Origin of the sequence: Corynebacterium lowii (assembly GCF_001412085.1) — a bacterium.
Lineage (GTDB): Bacteria > Actinomycetota > Actinomycetes > Mycobacteriales > Mycobacteriaceae > Corynebacterium > Corynebacterium lowii.
This window is the reverse complement of sequence record NZ_LKEV01000005.1, coordinates 128,218-149,905: the sequence shown is the minus strand read 5'-3', so window position 1 is coordinate 149,905 and position 21,688 is coordinate 128,218. Positions and strand designations below refer to the sequence as shown.

Below are 21,688 nucleotides of genomic sequence, written 5' to 3'. Positions count from 1 at the left end.
GTGCTTCTCGTGAGCAGTGGCGGCTTGCTGATTCTCCTCATCATTGTGCTCTGGCTCTTTGTGCTGATTCCCCTTTTGCAGCGCAATAACAAGCCGATCCGCAAAACGGGTGAGGCCCTGGAAGAAACCCGCGTGGTGTACGAGGGCGGCAGTACGCTTTCCGGCGGCATGAGGCGCAAGCCAAAAATTAAGGCCGAGGATATTCATTACTCCGAGGAAAAGCCCGCCGAGGAATACGAGGTGGTGGCCTCCGAGGAGGTGAGCACCGAGCGCGCCGAGCCCTTGGAGGAGGAGATTCCCGAGGTGTACCTGGAAGGGGACGTGGTACACGAGCTAGAGGCCGCCGAGAACGACGCTCAGGATGATTCCGAGGAGGCAGTAGAGGCCGAGGAGGCCGTGGAAGGGGATACTTACGAGGTAGATGAAACCCATACCACCCCGGAGGATTTGCTGTATCCCTCCGCCGCGGAGGATTCTCAGGAGCCCGTGGAAGAGGGGGCCGATGAGGAGCATGCCGAGGATTCTGAGGAAGAACTCAGCGAGGAGGAATTGGAGTTTGCCGCCAGCCGCCGCGGGCGCGGAGGCTGGGACCCCGAGACCGACGCTGCGAACTCCGCCGACCGCTATCAGCGCCGCCAGCGCACCCTCATGGGCCTAGGCGGGGTGACGGCCCTTGCCGTGATCCTCGCCGTGATCTTCGGCGGGTGGGTGTGGGTTGCCCCAGGCATCGCCGCGCTGCTCCTACTGGTGTATCTGCTGGCGCTGCGTGCTCAGGTGCGCCAGGAAGAGGCTTTGCGACGCCGCCGTATCCGCCAGCTGCGCCGCGCCCGGATGGGCGTGCGCCACCGAGACGATGAAGCGCTGAAGATTCCCCGCCAGCTGCTGCGCCCCGGTGCCGTGGTGCTAGAGATGGACGATGAGAGCCCCGACTTCCACCACCTAGAGGTGCGCTCTGTTCCCCGCGCCGAGGGCGTGCGCAGGGAAGAGACCTATGAGCACCGGGCCGCGGTTTAAAAGGGCCGAAGTTTAAACCCGTGAACTGCGGATTCGTTGAATCTGTGGGGTGGGGAGTAGGCTGAATTGGCATTGGGGCTATAGCTCAGTTGGTAGAGCGTTGCGTTCGCAATGCAAAGGTCAGGGGTTCGATTCCCCTTAGCTCCACCAAATCCCTCACCTTTTATTCCGGTGAGGGTTTTCTTTTATCACCCTGCATGGCGGGCCTGGGGTAGGTTTCATCGCGGTGTTATATTGGCTCCAATATATTGAGCAAAAAGCATTTTAGCCTCGGCGCCTGGGAGGGTGAGCGACCATGAGATTATCGAAGCCCGTGAAGTCTGCTCTCGTGTATGTGGGAGGGCTCTTGTTGGGGCTATTGGTTTCCTGGCTTTCTTTGCTGCTGTCGCTCAATATTCTGCTGGTTGGGGTGGCGGTGTACATTGCCTTTGTGGTGGGGTCAGGCGTGATTGTCCGTAAGGTAGCTGATTCCGCTTCCTTGGCTGCCTGGTTGTGGGGAGTGGCTACGGCATTTGTTATCGCGGTTTGTTGGATCATGTTTGTTGTGGTTCCGTTTTCGCAGGGAATGGAATCCATGTAAATCGCGCGTGGCCCGCTGATCTGGCGGGTGGGGGTATTATCGAAAGTATGCATTTAAGTCTATAGTTTCTTAGTGCGGTTTTTGGACTACCCCTTTCATGACCGCTGGTGTATACGTTAACGTGCAGTGGACTAGGCGGTATGCGCTTTTGTCATTCTGTGGCGTTCCGCTGCCACGGCAGGGATACTTTTTGTCTACCTTATATTAACCTCGTAATCTACTTTCGTATCTTTTCCGGGGGTAATGGCGACTCTATTGGCGGTTGCCGGGTGTCTAGGCGGGGCTTAAGATTTTCCTGTCTAGTCTCGCCTAGGAAAGGAAGATTCTCCTTGAGTGTCTTAACTGGTGATGAAAAATTCGATGGGGGAAGGGGCGGGGTCCGCATGGCTCCTGCCCTTTTCTCCCGCATTGTTTCTTTCTTGGCCGCTGTATCCCTCATCTTTGGTGGGGCTGCGGTGGCGCAGGCTGCCGAGGGGATAGAGTTTGACCCTCAATTTCCTCCGGGAGCCGGTGTGACGAAGGATGACGCTGTTGCCAAAGGGGGTGAGGAGGGAACCAGCGCCTCTAATACGCTGTGGATCAGCGAAGAGTACGGGTATGGTTGGTGTATTGACCTGGACTTTTACACTCCCACGGAAGTTTATCCCGAGCAAAAGTTCACCGTGGTGGAAAAGCTGGATAAGTTAGTGGCGCTTCCCACCAAGGAGAATCCCAACCCCGAGGGACAGGTGGTTGATTTTACGAGCGACAGCGATCGCCGTGATGTCATCATCCATCTCGTTCGGGAACTTCAGAAGGCCTACGATCCTTCCGCCTCTCCGATCGAGGAGGAAGCGCAGCGTATTAACTTTGTGCTGCGCCTGTTCACTTCATCTTCCCTGAAGATCTTGCAGAACAGCTATCGGCTTGTTAATGAAGGAAACGTCATTTACTTCGGCGGTAACGAGTCGGATCACCTTAACAATGACACCCTGGAAAAGATGACGGGCTACCGCATCGTTGAGTCCGACGGATTCTACGTCTTGGAGCACACGGGTAATTCTGAGAACCCCATCCCGAAGGCGGCTGACTCGGATTATCTGACCGTGATCCGCCCCGAGAACTTTGATCTTGCGCGAGCCTCCACGGCGGTGCGAGAAGATACTATTCCGCAGCGAGTGATTACCATAGATCAGCCTGGGCTCCGGAATGACTTTAATCCGGAAATAGAGACCTCCGCGTCCTATGAGGACGACACGATTAACCGTGAGATAACGGTTGAAGAGGCTGGCAAAGATCGCACCGTGTACGACACCGTGACCGTGAAGAACCTGGTGGAAGGTGCAAAGTACACGCTCGATGCGCAACTGATGAAGCAGTCTGATTCCTCCGAGATCGCGGGTGCCGCTGCCTCGAAGGAGTTTACGGCCTCCGAATCCGAGCTGGCGGACTTTGTGAAGAATGAGGACGGCTCGGTTTCTGGCTCCGTGGTGGTAGAAGTACCCATGCCTGCGGGTTCCCTTGCGGCCGAGGAATCGGCTGTGGCCTTTGAGACCCTTAGCTCTACGGCGGTAGACGCCAAGGGACGGGAAACGCCGAATACTTCCGAGCCGAACCCGATTGCGGAGCACAAGGACATCAACGATGAAGCTCAAACGGTATCTGTAGGCCCGGAGCCGGTTGCCCCGAAGATTGAGTTGGTGAAGAAGATCAACGGTGATGATGCGGAGACTGAGGATGCTGCTGTTGCTTTGAAGCCGGGTGAAGAGGCTGAGGTGACCTTTGAGGTCACGAACGTAGGAGAGACCTACGCCTTTAACGTCGGCATTGATGATGAGACGCTTGAGGGCACTGTTGGTGCGGTGACGGATATTAAGGCTGAGGGTTCGGATTCGGATGTGTTTGCCGGTCCGTTGAAGCCTGGTGAGTCGACTACGTTTACTGGCAAGTTGGTGCTAGAGGAGGGCGCTCAGCACCACGCGGATCGCGCTACCGCTCACGCTTCCTCAGCAGAAGGGGATGTAACGGTATCTTCTGAGCCGAATGAAGGCCATGCCAAGACTCCGGAGGTGGAATCAGAAACTCCTACCGAGACCTCTGAGCCGTCGCAGACCCCCGAGACGTCGGAAAGCGAGCCTACCTCTGAGGAATCAACGACCGAATCGGAAGAACCCAGTGAAGAAGTGACGGAGGCTCCCGTACCGGAAGAGCCGAGCGAGCCCGTTGTGATCCTGGAGCCCTCCATCTCTACCTCGGTGAATCCGGCGTCGATGGCAATGAAGTCCGGCGCTGAGGTGGTGGATACCGTTTCTTATAAGGGGTTGAAGCCGGATACCGAGTACACGCTGAATGCTCAGTTGGTGAATAAGGACAATGCCGATCAGGTGATTGGTGTTGGTGAAAAGACTTTCACCACCCCGGCTTCGGAGGAGGACTCCGTTTCCGGTGAGGTCGATGTGAAGATCACCTTGACGGATAACGCTGAGGCAGAGGGCCTGAAAGCGGGCGTTGCTTTTGAAGAACTGACTTCTAAGGCGGTGGATGCGAAGGGCAGCGAGACCCCGGATACTACCGAGCCGAATGTGATTGCCGAGCATAAAGACATTGAGGATAAGGCTCAGACGGTAACCAATGAGGTGGAACCGAAGAAGTCTGGCTTGGAGATCAAGAAGTACATTAAGGGCAATGACGCTCAGAGCGAGGAAGAAGCCGTTGAATTAGAGCCAGGTGAAGAGGCCGAGGTGAGCTTTGAGGTCACCAATACCGGTGACACCACGCTCTTTAATATCACGCTTTCCGATGAAACCGTTGCTGGTGTAGGCACGGTGGAAAACATTGCTCCCGAGTCCGTGGAAGCGCTGGGAGCGGGGCAGACCGCGGGCTTTGTCGGCAAATTGACGCTGCCGGAGGCAGGCCAGAAGCACCAGGATGTAGCCAAGGCCGAGGGCACGCCGGAGGATTCCGAAAATCCCGGTCATCCGGCAGAGGGACAACCCAAGGTGACCTCGAATGAGGACCCCGCGCACGCTAAAACGCCGGAAAAGGAAACGAAGCCGGATGTGAAGCCGGAGGAGTCGGCGGCGCCCTCCGATAACCCGGATTCCCCGGCGCCGAAGCCGGAGGATGAAGCCTCGCAGGCCCCCGAGACGTCGGAAAGCGAGCCCGAGCCGACGCCCTCCTCGGAGGAAGCTCCGGAATCTGAGGAACCTGCGGAAAAGGTGACGGAGGAACCCGCCGAGCCTTCCGAATTGGAGCCTTCCATTTCTACCTCCGTGAATCCGAAGTCGATGGAACTTAACCCCGGCGGCAGGGTAGTGGATACGGTTTCTTATGAGGGGCTTAAGCCCGATACCGAATATCACCTGCGCGCGCAGATGGTGGATAAGAACAAGGAAGAGCGAGTTATCGGTTCTGGGGAAAAGACCTTTACTACTCCGAAGTCCGATGAGGAATCCGTTTCCGGAGACGTGGATGTGGAAATCACCTTTAATGCTAATGCAGGTATTGCGGGTATTACCTCCGGTGTTGCCTTTGAGGAGCTGACTTCGAAGGCGGTGGACGCGAAGGGTAATGAGACCCCGGATGCTACCGAGCCGAATGCGATTGCCGAGCACAAGGACATTGAGGATGAGGCCCAGACGGTGAACTTTGAGGGCGCGGAGACCACGGAATCGGAGGAGCCCTCGGAATCTGCCAAGCCGTAACCCGTGAAGTCCGAGGAGCCTTCCGAGGCCTCCGAGACTCCCGAGACGAGCGAAACCGAGGAACCGGAGGCGGAATCGACGGAGCCCGTTGAAACAGAGCCCGCTAAGTCGGAGGAACCTTCTGAGCCGGAGACCACCGAGGGGGAAAAGCCCTCGGAGTCCGCATCGGCGGAGAAGTCCGAGGAACCGAGCGAGTCCGCCGAGCCGACGGAATCTGCTACCGCCTCGGAGAAGCCCGAGCAAGAAACTTCCGAGCCGAAGCCTGCCGAATCGGAGGCACCGAGCGAGGAACCCGCTGAGCCGGAGAAGCCTTCTGAGACTGCCGAGTCGGGCAAGGAAGAAAAAGAGGAGGCCAAGCCGGAACCCGCTCAGCCCTCTGAACAGGGCAAGAACGAGGCGCCGACCTCGGCAAAGCCTCAGCCTTCCGAAGCCCCCGCTCAGCCTGCGCCTGCCAAGCCCGAAGCCACCAAACCTGCTCCGAAGATCACCACGGATGCGGCCATTGAGGATAATGGTGCTCTGGTGGCTGGTGCCACGGTGGTGGATACGGTGAGCTTTACCGGCCTGGAGGCTGGTAAGAAGTACACCTTGGATGCTGAGCTGATGTGCAAGGCCTCGGGTGCCTCCGCGGGCGCCACGGCAAAGATGACGTTCGTTCCGCAGGTAGCCGATGGACAGGTGAACGTCCCGGTGGCGGTCACCGATGGCGACTGCACGGAGCAGGTGGCCTTTGAGACGCTGCGCGATTCTTCCGGCGCCGTGGTGGCCACGCACCATGACCTCAACGATGAGGCCCAGACGGTGACGGCTCGTGACGTTGTGGACAAGCCTGCTCCCTTCCAGGAGGCTGCGGAAAAGAAGCAGGATAAGAACATCACGGTGGTTACCGAGAACGCACCGGAGGTGGGCAAAGCGGTGGCGCCGAACACGCCGCGCCGCTCCATCAAGGCGATTCCCTCCGGCTCGCTGACCTGGGAAGAGGGCATGCCCTCCCATATCTAGGTCATTATGAGTAAAGGGGCATCTCTTATCGGAGATGCCCCTTTTTGCTGCTTATCGACGCCCCGCCGGGCAGAGATAGGGTATGCTCATGTGGCGAAGGAGTGATGGACATGACAGATAAGAATCAAAAGGGATTGTATATCACTGCCGGCGTGGTGGTTCTAGTTATTTTAGTTTCCACATTCTTGGTGGGTAGCCAGAATTACTTTAATCGCCAGGAAGTGAAGATGCTTGTCGATGAGGCCAGCAAGCATGGTCACTCATGGGAAGTAACCATCCATAATGAGCTGACGCACTCGTATTCTTTTAAAACCATTGAGTGATGAGAAAAACCCGGCGTGACCTTTGCATCACGCCGGGCGGGGGTCTACTCTTTCTCAGAGCGGGTCTCGGACACCGTGGTCTTGGGGTGACGCTCGGCGGTGGCCTCCTTAACGTAGCGGCCGGTAATGGCGCTACGGTGATCCTTCTTTTCTTCCTTGTTGGATGAATCGTTGGACCAATCGGTCATAATTTTTTCACCTCGCTTTCTAGGGCCGGCTGCCCTGGGCGCCAGGCTACCGTCAGAAGAAGGTCTCGGTGGCGTCCGTGGGAACGATGTAGATTCCCTTGATGAGGTTGGTGCGATCGAAGGCCACGCGCCCCAGGTATTCCCCGGCCTCGAATCGGAGCGTGGTGACGCCCACTGCCAATCCGGTGATTTCTCCGTCAAGCGGCTCTGTGCCGTTCTTGGTGCTGGCGGTGGTGGCGATGGTGTCGTGGCAGCCGGTGAAGGTGCCGTAATCGCTGGCAGTGGCGATCCATGCGTCACGGATGACCTCGGGGGAGAGTTCTGCGCGATCTTCGGGGTGGATGAGTTCCGTGACCTTCTCCCAATCTCCCTCGTTGATGAGGTTAAAGAGCTTTTCCGTGAGAGTGGTGATGGTGGAAGTGGGGCGAGCTGGCATGGGTTCTCCTGTGTAGGGGTTGACGGGCTTGCCAAAACGCTTGAAGGCCGCTTGGCGGGACACTCCGAGGGCGGTCCCGATCTCGGCCCAGGAATGTCCCTGGGCGCGAGCGGTGTGCACCGCTTGGTGGAGTTGCTGCTGGGCAGCGTCGATGGCTTGTAGTGCTTGGCGAATGCTGTCCATGAACAAGTAGTCAACCAGAAGTTGACGCTCGTGTCAACTTGTAGTTGACATGCCGGCAATCCTCACTCGCTCCACACCCCGGAGCTCCCGCGGCGATGGGAGCCGATGAGGTGGGTATCAACGATCCCCACGGCCTCCATGAGGGCAAACATGGTGGTGGGTCCCACGAAGCGAAAACCCGCCTTTTTCAAGGCCTTAGCCAACTCCACCGATTCCGGGGATTGGGTGGGTATGTCCTCCATTGTGCGCGGGGCAGGGGTTTGGGCGGGTTGGAAGGACCACACGAGCTCCGCGAGTCCGCCCACGGGCCGCAGGGCGATGGTGGCCTGGGCGTTGGCGATGGTGGCCTCGATTTTTCTGCGATTGCGCACGATGGCGGCGTCGTTTAGCAGTCGCTCGATCTCGGCAGACCCATAGGCGGCCACTTTCTCGGGGTCGAAGCCGTCGAAGGCGAGGCGGAAGGCTGGGCGCTTGGCGAGGATGGTGGCCCAGGACAGGCCGGATTGGAAGGCCTCTAGGCTGAGGCGCTCAAACATTCCGCGTTCATCGCGGATGGGCATGCCCCATTCGGTGTCGTAATACTCTCCGAGGAGATCGGAGGTAGCGGCCCAGGGCGGGCGGCGCAGGCCGTCGGGGCACAGAACGGTTCCATCGGTGCTCATATGGTATTGGACTCCTGAGAGGCGGCAAGGGGTTCCCGATGGTAGCGCACCGGTGGGAGTCTAGAGTGCAGGCAGAGAAAGAATAAAATACATGGAGGTATCTTGATGGCACGCATGACTCAGCACCGCGGCCTCATTCTGGCCCTCGCGGTGGGTCTGGCCGCCTTTAATCTGCGCCCCGCCATCGTGGCGGTGGGATCGGTCCTAGATCAGATTTCCACTGCTTACGACGCCCCCGGCACGCTTTCCGGGCTGCTTACCTCCCTGCCGGGCATCTGCTTTGCGCTCTTTGGAGTGGCGGCGGTGCCGCTTTCACGCCGTTTGGGCCTGACCGGAACCCTGGTGCTGGCGATGAGCCTAGAGGTCATAGGGCAGCTGGTGCGCCCACTCATGGGCAACATGTGGGGGTTTATTGCGCTCACCGGCCTGGTGGTGATGGGTATTGCTCTGGTCAATGTGCTCCTACCGGCTTGGGTTAAGAGCGCGGGAGGTCGCGCCTCGGTGCGGTTGATGACGATTTACACCACCGTGCTGAGCGTGGGCATGTTCTTAGGGCCGCTTTCTCCTATGGTCACCGATTCCTGGCGCGGCGTGCTGTGGATATGGGCGGCCACGGCGGCCCTGCAACTCCCGGTGTGGATATGGCTGTGGCGTTCTACTCCCACCGCACCCCAGCCCCTGCGAACCCCCGAGGCGCTGCACGGTACCCTGTGGCGCTCCCCGTTAGCGGTGGCGATCATGGTGTTCTTCGGCCTGCAATCCATGAATGCCTACATTCAAATGGGATGGCTGCCCACCATCTTGATGGATGCCGGGGCGAGTTCCCAGGTGGCGTCGATAAGCCTGGCCCTGGTGGGCGGCCTGGGCATCATCGGTGGCATGATCGTGCCGCGGATTGTAGCGCGCAGCGCGCACACGCACTGGGTGATCGTGGGTTTTGCGACCTGCACCGCTACCGGCTACCTTGGCCTTACCTACGCGCCGATGAGCGCCCCGTATTTGTGGTCCGCGCTCTTGGGAGTGGGAGGTTTTTGCTTCCTCATGGCGCTAGCGCTCATGCCGGCGCGCACCGCCGCCCCCGAGGTCACCGCCCGGCTCTCCGCCTTTGTGCAATCCGTGGGTTACCTCCTGGCCGCTGCAGGGCCGCTGCTCGTGGGTGCGGCGCACGAGGCATTGGGGCGCTGGGAGCCGATTCTGTGGGCGCTGCTCTTGAGCAGTGTGGTCATGGGAATAGTGGGGTGGCGCGCCGGGCGCGAGGGCAGCGTGGATGCTCAATTAGCCGGGCAGGCGGGTACCCTATAACGCATGGATAGGCCTGCGATACGAGACGGCGCGCTGCTGATTTTTCGGCTCGTGCTGGGTCTCATCTTTGTGGCTCACGGATGGCAAATCTTCATGGTGACGGGGCTTACGGAAACCACAGGCCAGTTCAGTGCCTGGGGGGTACCCCAACCCGCTCTTTCCGCCTGGATCGCGGGCATTGCGCAACTAGCGGGGGGCGTGCTCCTCGTGATCGGCCTCCTCACCACCGTTGTGGCCGGAGCCCTGGCCCTGCTGATCGTGGCGGCCATTTACTTTGTGCACCTCACCCCGGATCTGACGGCCCTGGAATACCCCGTGGTCATGCTGGTATCCCTGCTGATGATCGTGGTCTTTGGCTCCGGGCGTGCCAGCGTGGATGGGATACTCACCCGATGATCGCTCACGAGGTCATTCAAGCTGAACTCTCCGCGCGGCTCGATGGAGAAGCGGGGCACCTCGACGATGACGTGGTGGAGGCCCACCTGGACCAATGCGCGCAGTGCCAGGAGTTCTATCGCCGGGCCGCACGCCTGCAACCCATGCTGGCCGCCCCTGGGCAGGCCCCAGGCGAAGATCTCACCCGCGCCATCCTCACGGAGGTAGAACCGGAATGGCGGCGCCGCTCCGGCAGCCGCATGGCCTCCCTCGTTATCGCCAGGATCGCCCTGGTGGCCCTGGCGCTCCTGCACATCGTGTGGGCGGTGCGCCTTTTGGCCGATACCGGGGGATTACTAGAGACCACCGGGGACGGCCAGGTACTCAGCCCCACCGCCGATCCCGCGCTGGCGCACCTCCTGGTGCAGGCCGCCGCAGTACGCCTGGCCCTGGCGGCGGCGCTGCTGCTGGGGGCCTGGTTGCCGCGCCTGTTACTGGGGTTGCTGCCCTTCATGGGGGCCTGGGCGATGTTCAGCCTGGGCTTCGGCATGAGGGATTTTCTGCTGGGGGAGACCACCAGGCAGCAGGTGCTAGAACTACTCGCCCTGGTGCTGACGGTCGCGGTAGCCGCCTGGGCCTGGGTGGGCAGCGGGGGTTGGTCCCGGTGGCGCGCCGGGTTGCTCCGCTAGTCCCGGCACGAGGGGTTGTGTAGGCGGCAGGCTTGTGTTTGATCGGCTGGAGGTCCGCACCCAGGCACCACCCGGCGGGAGCCTTGCACCGGGGACGCTCCCGACGTCGCTGAGCAGGCGTCACCCAGCACGAGCCGTCAGGTAGGCACTACCCGCTCAGAGCCACCCAAGGCCGCCACACCTCACCGCCAGCTGGGCATCCACATCATAGAATCGAAGTAACTATCGGGAATGACGTAGCCATAAAAGATCGGTGAGAAGTACAAGAACATGGCTATCACCGTGGCGAGGTACACGATCACCGCGAAGGTACCCCGGCTGAGCCTGCCCCCGGCGAGATCGCGCAGCGTTCCCCAGCGCACCTGCCCCCCGCGCCCGCAGATTTGTCCAAGCACCAGAGCGATCATGCTGAGCGTGAAGGGCGTGAGCGCGGCGGCGTAGAAGAAGTACATCTGCCGGTCAAAGGAGGCCAGCCAGGGCAAAAAGCCCGCGGCAAAGGCCACCAGGGGCACCAGGAAGCGGTGATCGCGGCGGATAAAGAGGCTCCACAGCGCCCAGAGGAGCACGGGAATGGTGAGCCACCAGATCGCCGGGGTGCCAAAGAGATACACCATGCGGCGGCAGGTACCGGCCCCACACTCGATGCCGGTGGAGGAGAAGTAAAGAATGGGCCGCCCGGAAACCAACCAGGCCCAGGGCTTGGAGTCCCACGGGTGGTGGTGCCCGCTCGACGAGGTGAGCTGGGCGTGGAAGTCCAGCACCGAGAGGTGATAGTAGAGCCAGTTCGCGGCGGTATCGGGCAGGGCGGAAAGCCAGGAGTGGTCGGAGGCGGCGATGGTGCCGTCCTCGGCGGCGTGGCGATACACGGCGGTCTCCGAACTGAACCAGGCGCGCCACGTCCACAGATAAATCAGGGCGGGCAGCAGCACGAGGGAGGCCAGGGCGGGCAGCGTATCGCGCAGCAGCGCGCCGAGGACGGGGCGGGTGGCGCCGTAGCGGCGTCGCAAAGCAAGGTCCCCGAATACGCTGAGCAGGCCGAAGAAGGCGATGTAGTAGAGCCCGGACCACTTCACGCCGAGCGCGAGGCCCAGGGCGATACCGGCGGCAAAGCGCCACCAGCGGTAGCCCAGACGGGGGCCGTAGGGGGAATCGCCCAGCGCTCCGGTGGTCCAGGCGTGGTGGAGGCGGCGGTGCATCTGCTGGTGGTCAAGCACGAGGGCCCAGGCGGCGAGCAGGATAAAGAGCACCTGGAAGATGTCGAGCATGCCGTAGCGGGAGGTCACCAGCAGCACGCCATCGCACACGCCGAGGATTCCGGCGAAGGTGGCTATCTGCCAGGAATTGCTCAGGGAGCGCACGAAGCCCATCATCGCCAGGATGATGAGGCAGCCAAAAAGCGCGGCCATCACGCGCCAGCCCAGGGGGGTATAGCCAAAAACGCGCTCGCCCAGGGCGATGATCTGCTTACCCAGCGGCGGGTGCACCACCAGCCCGTATCCGGGGTTATTTTCTATCCCCCCGATCAGCGGATTGATCTGGCTGCGCACCATGTCCCAGGCCTGGGGCACGTAGTGCTTTTCATCGAATACCGGGGTGCCCTTGGCGGCAGTGGAGGAAAGCCCGATGAAGCGGGTGAGCAGGGCCAGCACCCCGATGATGCCAAAGGAGTAGGCCTCGGGGCGGCCCCAGGGGCGGCGCAGGGGCGCGGGCGGGTCGGGGTGCCGGAAGCGGGGAAGGGTGCTCAGCGTGCTCACCCGTCAGAGTCTAAAGGGTGGGTGGGACAGTATGCGATGCTGTATCCATGAGCACCTCGCATCTCGACGCCGCCCTTAGCACCCCGCTGCCCACCGGAGTGGTGCTGGCGGCCACCCCGCTGGGCAATATCGGTGACGCCACGCCCCGCCTGTGCCGCCTGCTAGAGCAGGCCGATGTGGTGGCGGCGGAGGATACCCGCCGCACGCGCGCCCTGGCTCAGGCCCTCGGAGTAGAGATCGGCGGGCGGGTGGTTTCTAACTTCGATCACAACGAGGAACAGCGCGTGCGCATGCTTCTCGACGCCGCCCGCACCGGCACCGTGGCCGTGGTCACCGACGCCGGCATGCCGGTGGTCTCCGATCCCGGCCTGCGTCTGGTCAACGCTGCCCTAGACGCCGGTATTCCGGTGAGCTGCGCGCCGGGGCCCTCGGCGGTGCCCACGGCCTTGGCGCTCTCCGGCCTAGAGGTGGGCCGCTTCATCTTCGATGGTTTCGCCCCGCGCCGCGACGGCGCCCGGCGCACCTGGCTCGAATCGCTGCGCGGGGAAAAGCGAGCGGTGTGCTTCTTTGAATCCCCGCACCGCCTGGCCGATACCCTGGCCCTGGCCGCCGAGGTACTAGGCCCGCAGCGCCGGGTGGCGGTGTGCCGGGAACTGACCAAAACCTACGAGGAGGTGCGCCGCGGCCCGCTTATCGAGGTGGCGGCCTGGGCCGCCGAAGGGGTGCGTGGGGAGATCACCGTGGTGTTCGATGCCGCCGCCGAAGAAGAGGTGAGCGTGGACTCCCTGGTGCCCGAGGTATTAGCGCGGGTGGAGCAGGGCGAGCGGCTCAAGGCCGTGTGCAAGGAAATCGCGGCTGCGGCGGGGGTGCGCACCCGGGAGCTTTACGACGCCGCCCTGGCCGCGCGCGGTTGATTCAGCCCGTTCACACAAACTCTCAGGGAAAAGTTATCTTTTTGTGATCTTACTGGGGGATTATTGCGGGGCTCCCTGGGATTTTGTGGGGTCACAAAAGGGTAAAGATCCTGATGGGAGTGTCTGTTCCAACACTCCTATTGTGGTTTTAGGTTTGATATATCGCTGGGGCTCCCGGATGGTGGATACCATGACTAAACCGCGTGATATAGAAGGGGAGACCTCCGCCACGGAGCAGCTGGCAGCCATGCTCCAGGGGCAGTCTGCCATTAGCGAGGGGCTTGATGAATATAGCGAGAATAACGTTGAGCTAGAGGCCGAGGCGGAAGATAAGGGCGTGAACTGGCCCGTGGTGAGCGCCACCGCGGCCATCGTCCTCGCGGTAGTGGTGTGGGGCCTGGTGGGCTCCGATTCCTTTGCCACCTTTGCCCAGAACGCCCTGGACTTTGTGGTGACCAACTTCGGCTGGGCCTTCGTGCTCTTCGGCACCGTCTTTGTGGCCTTTGTGGCCGTGATCGCCCTGAGCAAGTTTGGCACCATCAAGTTGGGCAATATCGACGAAGAACCGGAGTTTAGTTCCGTCTCGTGGATCGCCATGATGTTTGCCGCTGGCATGGGCATTGGCCTGATGTTCTACGGGGCGTCGGAACCGCTGACCTTCTACCGGCAGGGCGTGCCGGGGCATGCCGCCGAGGACGTTAATTCCGCGATGTCCTCGGCCATGTTCCACTGGACGCTGCACCCCTGGGCCATCTACGCGATCGTGGGCCTGGCCATTGCGTACTCCACCTTCCGCATTGGGCGTCGCCAGCTCATTTCCTCCGCCTTTACCCCGTTGATCGGGGAGAAGCGCGCTAAGGGATGGTTGGGGCAGGTCATTGATATTCTGGCGATCTTTGCCACCATCTTCGGTACCGCCTGCTCCCTGGGTGTGGGCGCCATTCAGATCGGCGCGGGTCTTTCCGCCGCCGGAATCGTGGATTCCCCCGGCATGTGGACCATCATCGGTATCGTCTCCGTGCTCACCCTGGCTTTCCTGCTCTCCGCGATCTCGGGCGTGGGCAAGGGTATTCAGTACCTCTCCAACGCGAACATGATCTTGGCGGCCATACTCGCCATCGTGGTCTTTGTGTTCGGCCCCACCGTGGCCGTGCTCAACCTCATTCCGGGTTCCGTGGGCGGCTACCTCTCTGAGTTCTTCTCTATGGCCTCGCGCACCGCCACCAACTCCGATGGCGAGTGGCTTTCCAGCTGGACCATCTTCTACTGGGCCTGGTGGATCTCCTGGTCGCCCTTCGTGGGTATGTTCCTGGCGCGTATCTCGCGCGGGCGCTCCATCCGCGAGTTCTGCGTGGGCGTGCTGCTCATTCCCGCCGGCGTTTCTACCGTGTGGTTTGCCATCTTTGGCGGAACCGCGATCACGATGGAGCGCGAGGGTAATTCCATCTGGGGCGATGGCTCCGCAGAAAGCCAGCTCTTTAACCTGCTGCACAATCTGCCCGGCGGGCAGATCATGGGGATCGTTGCGGTGATCCTGCTGGGCACCTTCTTTATTACCTCCGCCGATTCCGCCTCCACGGTGATGGGCTCGATGTCCCAGTACGGCCGCACGGACGCTAACCCCTTCGTCTCCGCCACCTGGGGCCTGCTCACCGCCCTCATCGGCCTGACCCTCCTGGTTTCCGGGGGCGACGATGCCCTCTCGAACCTCCAGAATGTCACCATCGTGGCCGCGGCTCCCTTCCTGGTCATCGTGATCGCCTTGATGTTCGCCTTGGTCAAGGATTTGCGCAACGACGTCATCTATTTGGACTACCGAGAGCAGCAGCGCTTTGCCCGCAGTCTCGCCCGCGAGCGTCGTATTCACCGCGAATACGTGCAGCGCGAACAGCAGCGTGCGCGCCGCCTGGCGCGCCGCGCCAAGCGATAGATAGCGCCGGGAGTGCGCGAGCGCGAACAGATAAATTAGGCTAGAGCGCATGACCAAAACCGTGCTCGTATCTGTTGCCTGGCCCTACGCCAATGGTCCCCGCCACATCGGCCATGTGGCGGGGTTTGGTGTTCCCTCGGACGTTTTTGCCCGCTACCAGCGAATGCAGGGGGCCGAGGTGCTCATGGTCTCCGGCACGGATGAGCACGGCACCCCGCTCTTGGTGCAGGCGGATAAGGAAGGCGTATCCGTCAAGGAATTAGCGGACCGCTATAACCGCCAGATCGTTCAGGACCTCGCGGGTCTGGGCCTTTCCTATGACCTCTTTACCCGCACCACCACCCGCAACCACTACGCGGTGGTGCAGGAACTCTTCAAGGGGCTCCACGAGAACGGCTACATGATTAAGCAGACCACGATGGGCGCGGTATCCCCCAAGACGGGCCGCACCCTGCCGGACCGCTACATCGAGGGCACCTGCCCGATTTGCGGCTCCGAGGGTGCGCGCGGCGATCAGTGTGATAACTGCGGCAATCAGCTAGACCCGGTGGACCTGATTAAGCCGGTATCCAAGATCGACGGCGAAACCCCGGAGTTCATCGAGACGGAACACTTCCTCCTCGATCTTCCCTCCCTGGCCGAGGCTCTGGAAAAGTGGCTGAGCACCCGCGAATCCTGGCGGCCCAACGTGCTCAAGTTCTCCCTCAACCTCCTGCGCGACCTCCACCCCCGCGCCATGACCCGCGATATTGACTGGGGTATTCCCGTGCCGGTGGAGGGTTGGCAGGATAACAACGCCAAGAAGCTCTACGTGTGGTTCGACGCCGTGGTGGGCTACCTCTCCGCCTCTATCGAATGGGCCTGGCGCTCCGGGGAGCCGGAGGCCTGGAAGAAGTTTTGGCAGAATCCCGAGGCCGAGGCCTACTACTTCATGGGCAAGGACAACATCACTTTCCACTCCCAGATTTGGCCCGCCGAATTGCTCGGTTATGCGGGCAAGGGTTCCAAGGGAGGCTCCCTGCACCCCTATGGGGAACTGAATCTGCCCACCGAGGTGGTCTCCTCGGAGTTCCTCACGATGTCCGGCTCCAAGTTCTCCTCCTCCAAGGGCGTGGTGATCTACGTTAAGGACTTCCTAGAGGAGTTCGGCCCCGACCCCCTGCGCTACTTCATCGCCGTGGCGGGTCCGGAGAATACGGATACGGACTTCACCTGGGATGAGTTCGTGCGCCGCATCAATAACGAACTCGCTAACGGCTGGGGCAACCTGGTGAACCGCACGGTGTCGATGGCGCACAAGAACTTCGGTGAGGTGCCCGCCCCCGGTGCGCTCACCGCCGAGGACGAGGCCATCTTGAACCTGGCCCACGAATCCCTCGCCACGGTGGGGGAGCACCTGGAGCAGTCCAAGTTCAAGGCCGGTATCAACGCCGCCATGCACGTGGTGGGCGAGGCCAATGCCTATATCGCCTCCCAGGAGCCCTGGAAGCTGGCCAAGGACGAGGCCCAGCGCGAGCGCCTGGCCACCGTGTTGTGGACGGCCTTGCAGGTGGTTAGCGATTGCAACGTCATGCTCACCCCGTACCTGCCCGCCACCGCGCAGCAGGTGCACGAGACCCTGGGCCGTGAGGGTATCTGGGCCGCGCAGCCGCAGGTGAGCGAGGTGACCGATGATATGCCCGTGGAACTGGTGGGCGTGGGGCTGCCGGAAGAGGGGCAGAGCTACCCGGTGATCTCCGGGGACTATGCCGCCCAGCAGGCGCGCTGGGAGCGCGTGGAGGTGGTGCCCGGCACGGCATTAGCGAAGCCCAAACCGCTGATTCAGAAGCTCGACCCCGAACTGGCTCAGACCGGCCCAGCCTGGGCGCCGGTGGAGTAAGGCAATCCGTGGACTTTGAGGAGGCGCGCCAGCGGCTAGCGCAACTGCATGACCCCGCGGCGTTGAAGGTAAACCGCCGCCACGGGGACGAGCACGGGGTAAAGCTCAGTGCCCTGCGTTCCCTGGCCAAGGAGGTGGGGCGTAACGACGCCCTCGCCCGCGAACTGTGGGCGAGCGGGGAGAGCGCGGCCCGTTTGCTGGCTACTCTGGTGTGCCGCCCGCGTAGCTTTGAAGCTGCGGAACTGGACGCCATGCTGCGCCAGGCCAGCACCCCCAAGGAACGCGACTGGTTGCTGAACTACGTGGTGAAAAAGAGCCCGCACGCCGAGGAACTGCGGGTGGCCTGGTTAGGCGATGCGACGCCCGAGGTGGCCGCCGCCGGGTGGACCCTCACGGCGGATCGGGTGGCAAAAGGCGCGGTGGACCTAGACGAGGCGGCCCTGCTCACCACGATTGAAACCCAGATGAGCCAGGCCCCCGAGGCCTTGCAATGGGCGATGAATACCTGCCTAGCGCAGATCGGTATTCACCGCGAGGAACACCGCGCCCGCGCCGTCGAGATTGGCGAAAGCCTGGGTGTGTTGAAGGACTATCCCACCTCGGCGGGCTGTACCTCTCCCTATGCTCCCGAGTGGATTGCGGAGATGGTGCGCAGGAACGAACAGAGCTAGGGCGCTCTCAGTGCCACCTCTGGTAATACGGTGGCATGGCAAAAAAGAAGCCCAAACCCACCCCTCAGCCCGCCGCTTTCATTCCGCACCTGGTGGACGCGCATACGCACCTGTCCTCCTGCGGGGCGCGCACCCCGGAAGAGGTGTGCGCAATAGTGGACCGCGCCGTGGCCGCCGGGGTGGAAAAGATCTGCACGGTGGGGGACGGGTTGGAGGAGGCCGAGCAGGCCCTTGCCGCCGCGCAATCCCACGAGCGGGTGTATGCGGCCTGCGCTATTCATCCCACTCGCGCCGGGGAGCTGGATACCCCCACGCGGGAACGGCTCACCCAGATGGCGCGCGACCCGCGCTGCGTGGCGATTGGGGAGACGGGCATTGATACCTATTGGATTAAGCACGACCCCGATTCCACGGCGTCGCTAGAAACCCAGGAGGAGGCCTTGCGCTGGCATGTGAACCTGGCGGTGGAAAGCGGCAAGGCGCTGATGATTCATAACCGCGAGGGCGATGAGCACCTGCTGCGTATCTTGGACGATTCCCCGGACCCGCCCACGGTGATTCTGCATTGTTTTTCCTCTCCGGTGGAGGTGGCTAAGCAGGCCCTAGAGCGCGGCTGGGTGCTGAGCTTTGCCGGAAACGTCACCTTCAAGCGCAATGAGGAGTTGCGCGCGGCGGCGGCACTGGCGCCCAAGGGGCAGTTGCTCATCGAGACCGACGCCCCCTATATGACCCCGGAGCCCTATCGGGGTACGCGCAATGAGCCCGCCTTCATCGGACACACCGCTTTGTGCGTGGCGCAGGCACGCGGACAGGCCGTGGCGGACCTGGCCGAGGAGGTCTCCCAGACCTTCGATCGTGTGTACGGCTGGGGCTGATGTGAACGCCGTGATTGGTGTGCTGTACCTACCGTGACCTGCTGCGATCCTCCGCAGGTGCGTTCGGGCAGCAAAGAAACAGGGAGGTGGACACGGGGGTGTCGTTACCGTATTGTTATCCGGGTTAGAGCAATCGCCCCGCAGCATGGAGAGCCTGGAGAACACTGTGAAGTCACGGAAGAGCACCTCGACGATCCGCCGGATCAACAGCAGCCGCTCCATGCCCCTGCGCATGGCCACCGGTGGCGTGCTGGCCACGATGGTGGTGGGCGGCGTCGTGGTGGCCCAGGGGCAGAAGTCCGTGGTGCTGGACCTCAACGGCGAGCGCACGGAACTGACCACCATGTCCAGGGACATCGCCGGGGCCCTGGAAGAGGCGGGTGTGGAGATTGACACCGAGGATTTGGTGTACCCCGCCCCCTCGGAGAAGGTGGCCGATTCCGCCACCATCACCGTGCGCACCGCCAAGCCGGTGGCTCTGGTTATTGACGGTGAGGAGCAGGATATTCGCTCCACCGCGCTCACCGTGGAGGAACTGCTTAGCGAGCACCCGGAGATCAACCCCGGCTCCGAGGTCACCGCCGATGGTTCCAGCCGCGTGACCGATGGCATGACATTGGAGGTCACCTCCCCCAAGGTGGTGGCTATCCACGACGGCAAGAACACCAGCTACACTTCCCTGGCCGCCAAGACGGTGGGCGATGCCCTGAAGCAGCGCGGCATCACCCTGGGTGAGGACGACGTGGTGCGTCCGGCCCTGAACACCCCGCTGAGCAAGAACCTCAGCATTGTGATCGATCGCGTGGAGAAGGGGGAGGAGAAGAACACCGAGGAGATCGAGGCCCCGGTGGAATACACCGAGGACGCCACCCTCCCCGAAGGGGAAGAGAACGTGGTGGAGGAGGGCTCCACCGGCCTGCGCGAGATCACCCGCGAGATTCTGCGCATCAACGGCGAGGAAAAGAAGAACACGGTACTCCACGAGGAGGAAAAGACTCCCGCCGTGGCCCGCGTGATCGCCCGCGGCACGAAGCCCTCGGAGCGTTCCGTGACGGTGACCACCATCAGCGGTGGCACCGAGACCATCGAGGAGACGTCCTCCGGGGCGTCGTCAAGCTCCTCTAGCTCCGCCTCTGCTCCCGCCGTGCCGAACGGCAGCGTGTGGGACAGCCTGGCGCAGTGCGAGGCCGGTGGCGATTGGTCGATTAATACCGGCAATGGTTTCTCCGGTGGCCTGCAATTTACGCCTTCTACCTGGGCGGGCTTTGGCGGCACGGAGTACGCCCCGGAGGCGCACATGGCTACCCGCGAGCAGCAGATCGCCGTGGCCGAGCGCGTGCAGGCGGCTCAGGGTTGGGGGGCCTGGCCCGCGTGCACCGCAAAGCTCGGTATCCGCTAAGGCATGGGGGACGGCACTACCCGCCTGCTCGGGCCAGCGGAGATACGCCAACTCGCTGAGGAATTGGGCGTGAGCCCCACGAAGAAGTGGGGCCAGAACTTTGTGCACGATCCCAATACCGTCCGCCGCATCGTGGCGGCGGCGGACCTCACGCCGGAGGATCGGGTGATCGAGGTGGGGCCGGGCTTGGGTTCGCTCACCCTGGCGCTGCTCGATACCGTGAGCAGCGTGACCGCCGTGGAGATTGACGAGCGCCTGGCTCAGCGCCTCCCGCGCACCGCGCAGGAATACGCCCCGGATTACGCTGGGCGGCTCACGGTGCTGCACCGCGATGCCCTGCGCGTCACGGAATTGCCGCAGGCTCCCACGGCGCTGGTAGCGAATCTTCCCTATAACGTCTCGGTGCCCGTGCTCCTGCACCTGCTGGCTACCTTTCCCACGTTGCGCCGTGTGCTGGTGATGGTGCAGGCCGAGGTGGCCGATCGTTTGGCTGCCGCGCCGGGTTCGCGCACCTACGGGGTGCCCTCGGTCAAGGCGAGTTTCTACGGGGAGGTGCGCCGCGCGGGAGCCATCGGTAAGAACGTTTTTTGGCCCGCCCCTCGCATTGATTCCGGCCTGGTGCGCATCGACTGCTTTGCCCCCGATCAGGCCCCCTGGCCCCTCACGGAGGCCAGCCGCCGCGCGGTGTTCCCGCTTATCGACGCCGCCTTTGCCCAGCGCCGCAAGACCCTCCGCGCCGCGCTTTCCGGTGTGTATGGTTCCGGCGCGGCAGCCGAGGAGAAACTGCGCGCGGCGGGCATCGCCCCCCAGACCCGCGGAGAGCGCCTGGGGGTGGCGGACTTTATGCGCCTGGGGAACGCGGAATGAAAAGGCAGGTGGTGCGCGCCCGCGCGCACGGCAAGGTCAACGTGTTCTTGGGCGTGGGGGAGGCCCGCGCGGACGGCTTTCACGAACTCTCCACCGTGTTTCAGGCGGTGAGCCTGCACGATGACCTCGCCGTGGAGGCCGTACCCGCGCGCCGCGTGGAGCGCGGCCCGCACGTGCGGTGGGTGCGGGTCACGGGCCTGGACGCTCACAAGGTACCCCGCGATTCCTCCAACCTCGCGGTGCGCGCCGCCGAGGAAGTGGTGGCCCGCTATCGGCGGCGTTACGCCCTGAGCGAAGCCCCGGCACTCTACCTGCACCTGCACAAGGGGATCCCCACGGCGGGTGGCATGGCCGGGGGCTCGGCCGACGCCGCCGCCGCCCTGCGCGCCACCACGGCGCTCTTTGCCGCCGAATACCCCGCCCTGGCGGAGGAGGAGCTCTACGAGATTGCGGCAGAGTTAGGCTCCGATGTGCCCTTTACCCTGATGGGCGGCACGGCCTGGGGGCGCGGGCGCGGCGAAGAACTCACCCCGGTGCTCAGCAGGGGGGAATACCACTGGGTGTTTGCCCTCTCGCGGGAGGGACTTTCTACACCCAAGGTCTTTGCGGCCCTCGATGAGCTGCGCTATACCCAGCCGAACCTGCGCCCGCAGATGGACGTCACCGCCATCAATTCCGCCCTGGCTTCGGGAGATCCGTTAGCAGTGGGCGTGCACCTGCACAATGATCTAGAGGCCCCGGCCTTCAAACTCATGCCCCGGCTGCGGCTGGCCCACCATGCGGCGGTGGAATTGGAGGCCCTGCGCTGCGTGGTCTCGGGCTCCGGGCCTACCCTGGCCTTTCTGTGCCGGGACGCCGATACCGCCGCCGTGGTGGCAGAAGAACTCGTGGGCCAGAATCTAGCCAGCCGGGCCGTGGTGGCCCACGGCCCGGTGCCGGGAGCACACCTGATCCCGGCCTAA

At 62.6% G+C, this 21,688-nt stretch carries 20 protein-coding genes and 1 tRNA gene; 17 read left to right on the top strand and 4 right to left on the bottom strand.

Annotated features, from left to right (window positions below):
* Window positions 1-9: 9 nt before the first annotated feature.
* From sepX to Clow_RS08395, 6 genes are all read left to right on the top strand, one after another.
* A complete protein-coding gene (gene sepX / locus Clow_RS08420) occupies window positions 10-1,014 on the top strand; it encodes a divisome protein SepX/GlpR (protein ID WP_055178336.1) in 1,005 nt (334 codons plus the stop codon).
* A 74-nt stretch (window positions 1,015-1,088) separates the two neighbouring features.
* Window positions 1,089-1,164, top strand: a tRNA-Ala gene (locus Clow_RS08415).
* 145 nt (window positions 1,165-1,309) lie between these two features.
* Window positions 1,310-1,594 (top strand): hypothetical protein, encoded by a 285-nt coding sequence (locus Clow_RS08410; RefSeq protein ID WP_055178335.1) that lies wholly within the window; start codon window positions 1,310-1,312, stop codon window positions 1,592-1,594.
* 383 nt (window positions 1,595-1,977) lie between these two features.
* Entirely contained in the window at window positions 1,978-5,277 is a 3,300-nt protein-coding gene (locus Clow_RS08405) for a VaFE repeat-containing surface-anchored protein (protein WP_055178334.1), read from the top strand.
* A gap of 3 nt (window positions 5,278-5,280) precedes the next feature.
* A complete protein-coding gene (locus Clow_RS08400) occupies window positions 5,281-6,279 on the top strand; it encodes a VaFE repeat-containing surface-anchored protein (protein WP_055178333.1) in 999 nt (332 codons plus the stop codon).
* Window positions 6,280-6,389: 110 nt separating this feature from the next.
* Window positions 6,390-6,602 (top strand): hypothetical protein, encoded by a 213-nt coding sequence (locus tag Clow_RS08395; protein ID WP_069724604.1) that lies wholly within the window; start codon window positions 6,390-6,392, stop codon window positions 6,600-6,602.
* 44 nt (window positions 6,603-6,646) lie between these two features.
* On the opposite strand, the gene Clow_RS11820 is transcribed toward Clow_RS08395, so the two are convergent.
* From Clow_RS11820 to Clow_RS08385, 3 genes are all read right to left on the bottom strand, one after another.
* Window positions 6,647-6,790, bottom strand: coding sequence for a hypothetical protein (locus Clow_RS11820; RefSeq protein WP_156334808.1), 144 nt, complete (start codon window positions 6,788-6,790; stop codon window positions 6,647-6,649).
* A 52-nt stretch (window positions 6,791-6,842) separates the two neighbouring features.
* A complete protein-coding gene (locus Clow_RS08390) occupies window positions 6,843-7,409 on the bottom strand; it encodes a DUF3887 domain-containing protein (protein ID WP_055178331.1) in 567 nt (188 codons plus the stop codon).
* A gap of 62 nt (window positions 7,410-7,471) precedes the next feature.
* Window positions 7,472-8,071, bottom strand: coding sequence for a DNA-3-methyladenine glycosylase I (locus Clow_RS08385; protein ID WP_055178330.1), 600 nt, complete (start codon window positions 8,069-8,071; stop codon window positions 7,472-7,474).
* 105 nt (window positions 8,072-8,176) lie between these two features.
* On the opposite strand from Clow_RS08385, the gene Clow_RS08380 reads away from it, so the two are divergent.
* From Clow_RS08380 to Clow_RS08370, 3 genes are read left to right on the top strand one after another with little or no spacing between them, the layout of a single operon-like run.
* Window positions 8,177-9,373, top strand: a complete 1,197-nt coding sequence (locus tag Clow_RS08380) for an MFS transporter (protein ID WP_055178329.1) — start codon at window positions 8,177-8,179, stop codon at window positions 9,371-9,373.
* A 3-nt stretch (window positions 9,374-9,376) separates the two neighbouring features.
* Entirely contained in the window at window positions 9,377-9,769 is a 393-nt protein-coding gene (locus Clow_RS08375) for a DoxX family protein (RefSeq protein ID WP_055178328.1), read from the top strand.
* The gene (locus tag Clow_RS08370; RefSeq protein ID WP_055178327.1) at window positions 9,766-10,437 is read left to right on the top strand and encodes a zf-HC2 domain-containing protein; all 672 of its coding nucleotides are present in this window, start codon (window positions 9,766-9,768) and stop codon (window positions 10,435-10,437) included. Before Clow_RS08375 ends, Clow_RS08370 begins: the two co-directional genes overlap by 4 nt.
* A gap of 182 nt (window positions 10,438-10,619) precedes the next feature.
* Here Clow_RS08370 and Clow_RS08365 read toward each other — a convergent pair whose 3' ends face one another.
* On the bottom strand, window positions 10,620-12,191 hold the full coding sequence (locus Clow_RS08365) for a dolichyl-phosphate-mannose--protein mannosyltransferase (protein WP_055178326.1): 1,572 nt from the start codon (window positions 12,189-12,191) through the stop codon (window positions 10,620-10,622).
* Window positions 12,192-12,238: 47 nt separating this feature from the next.
* Here Clow_RS08365 and rsmI point away from each other — a divergent pair, with 47 nt between their 5' ends.
* The 8 genes from rsmI to Clow_RS08325 all read left to right on the top strand — a co-directional run bounded on the left by rsmI (window position 12,239) and on the right by Clow_RS08325 (window position 21,688).
* Entirely contained in the window at window positions 12,239-13,105 is an 867-nt protein-coding gene (gene rsmI, locus Clow_RS08360; RefSeq protein ID WP_055178325.1) for a 16S rRNA (cytidine(1402)-2'-O)-methyltransferase, read from the top strand.
* 190 nt (window positions 13,106-13,295) lie between these two features.
* On the top strand, window positions 13,296-15,035 hold the full coding sequence (locus Clow_RS08355) for a BCCT family transporter (RefSeq protein WP_156334806.1): 1,740 nt from the start codon (window positions 13,296-13,298) through the stop codon (window positions 15,033-15,035).
* A gap of 49 nt (window positions 15,036-15,084) precedes the next feature.
* Complete coding sequence (gene metG / locus Clow_RS08350) at window positions 15,085-16,914, top strand: methionine--tRNA ligase (protein WP_055178323.1); 1,830 nt, start codon at window positions 15,085-15,087, stop codon at window positions 16,912-16,914.
* Window positions 16,915-16,922: 8 nt separating this feature from the next.
* A complete protein-coding gene (locus tag Clow_RS08345) occupies window positions 16,923-17,585 on the top strand; it encodes a DNA alkylation repair protein (RefSeq protein WP_055178322.1) in 663 nt (220 codons plus the stop codon).
* A gap of 35 nt (window positions 17,586-17,620) precedes the next feature.
* Window positions 17,621-18,460, top strand: a complete 840-nt coding sequence (locus tag Clow_RS08340; RefSeq protein ID WP_055178321.1) for a TatD family hydrolase — start codon at window positions 17,621-17,623, stop codon at window positions 18,458-18,460.
* Between the two features lie 220 nt (window positions 18,461-18,680).
* A complete protein-coding gene (locus Clow_RS08335; RefSeq protein WP_055178394.1) occupies window positions 18,681-19,859 on the top strand; it encodes a resuscitation-promoting factor in 1,179 nt (392 codons plus the stop codon).
* 3 nt (window positions 19,860-19,862) lie between these two features.
* Entirely contained in the window at window positions 19,863-20,726 is an 864-nt protein-coding gene (rsmA, locus tag Clow_RS08330; RefSeq protein WP_055178320.1) for a 16S rRNA (adenine(1518)-N(6)/adenine(1519)-N(6))-dimethyltransferase RsmA, read from the top strand.
* Entirely contained in the window at window positions 20,723-21,688 is a 966-nt protein-coding gene (locus Clow_RS08325) for a 4-(cytidine 5'-diphospho)-2-C-methyl-D-erythritol kinase (RefSeq protein WP_055178319.1), read from the top strand. Before rsmA ends, Clow_RS08325 begins: the two co-directional genes overlap by 4 nt.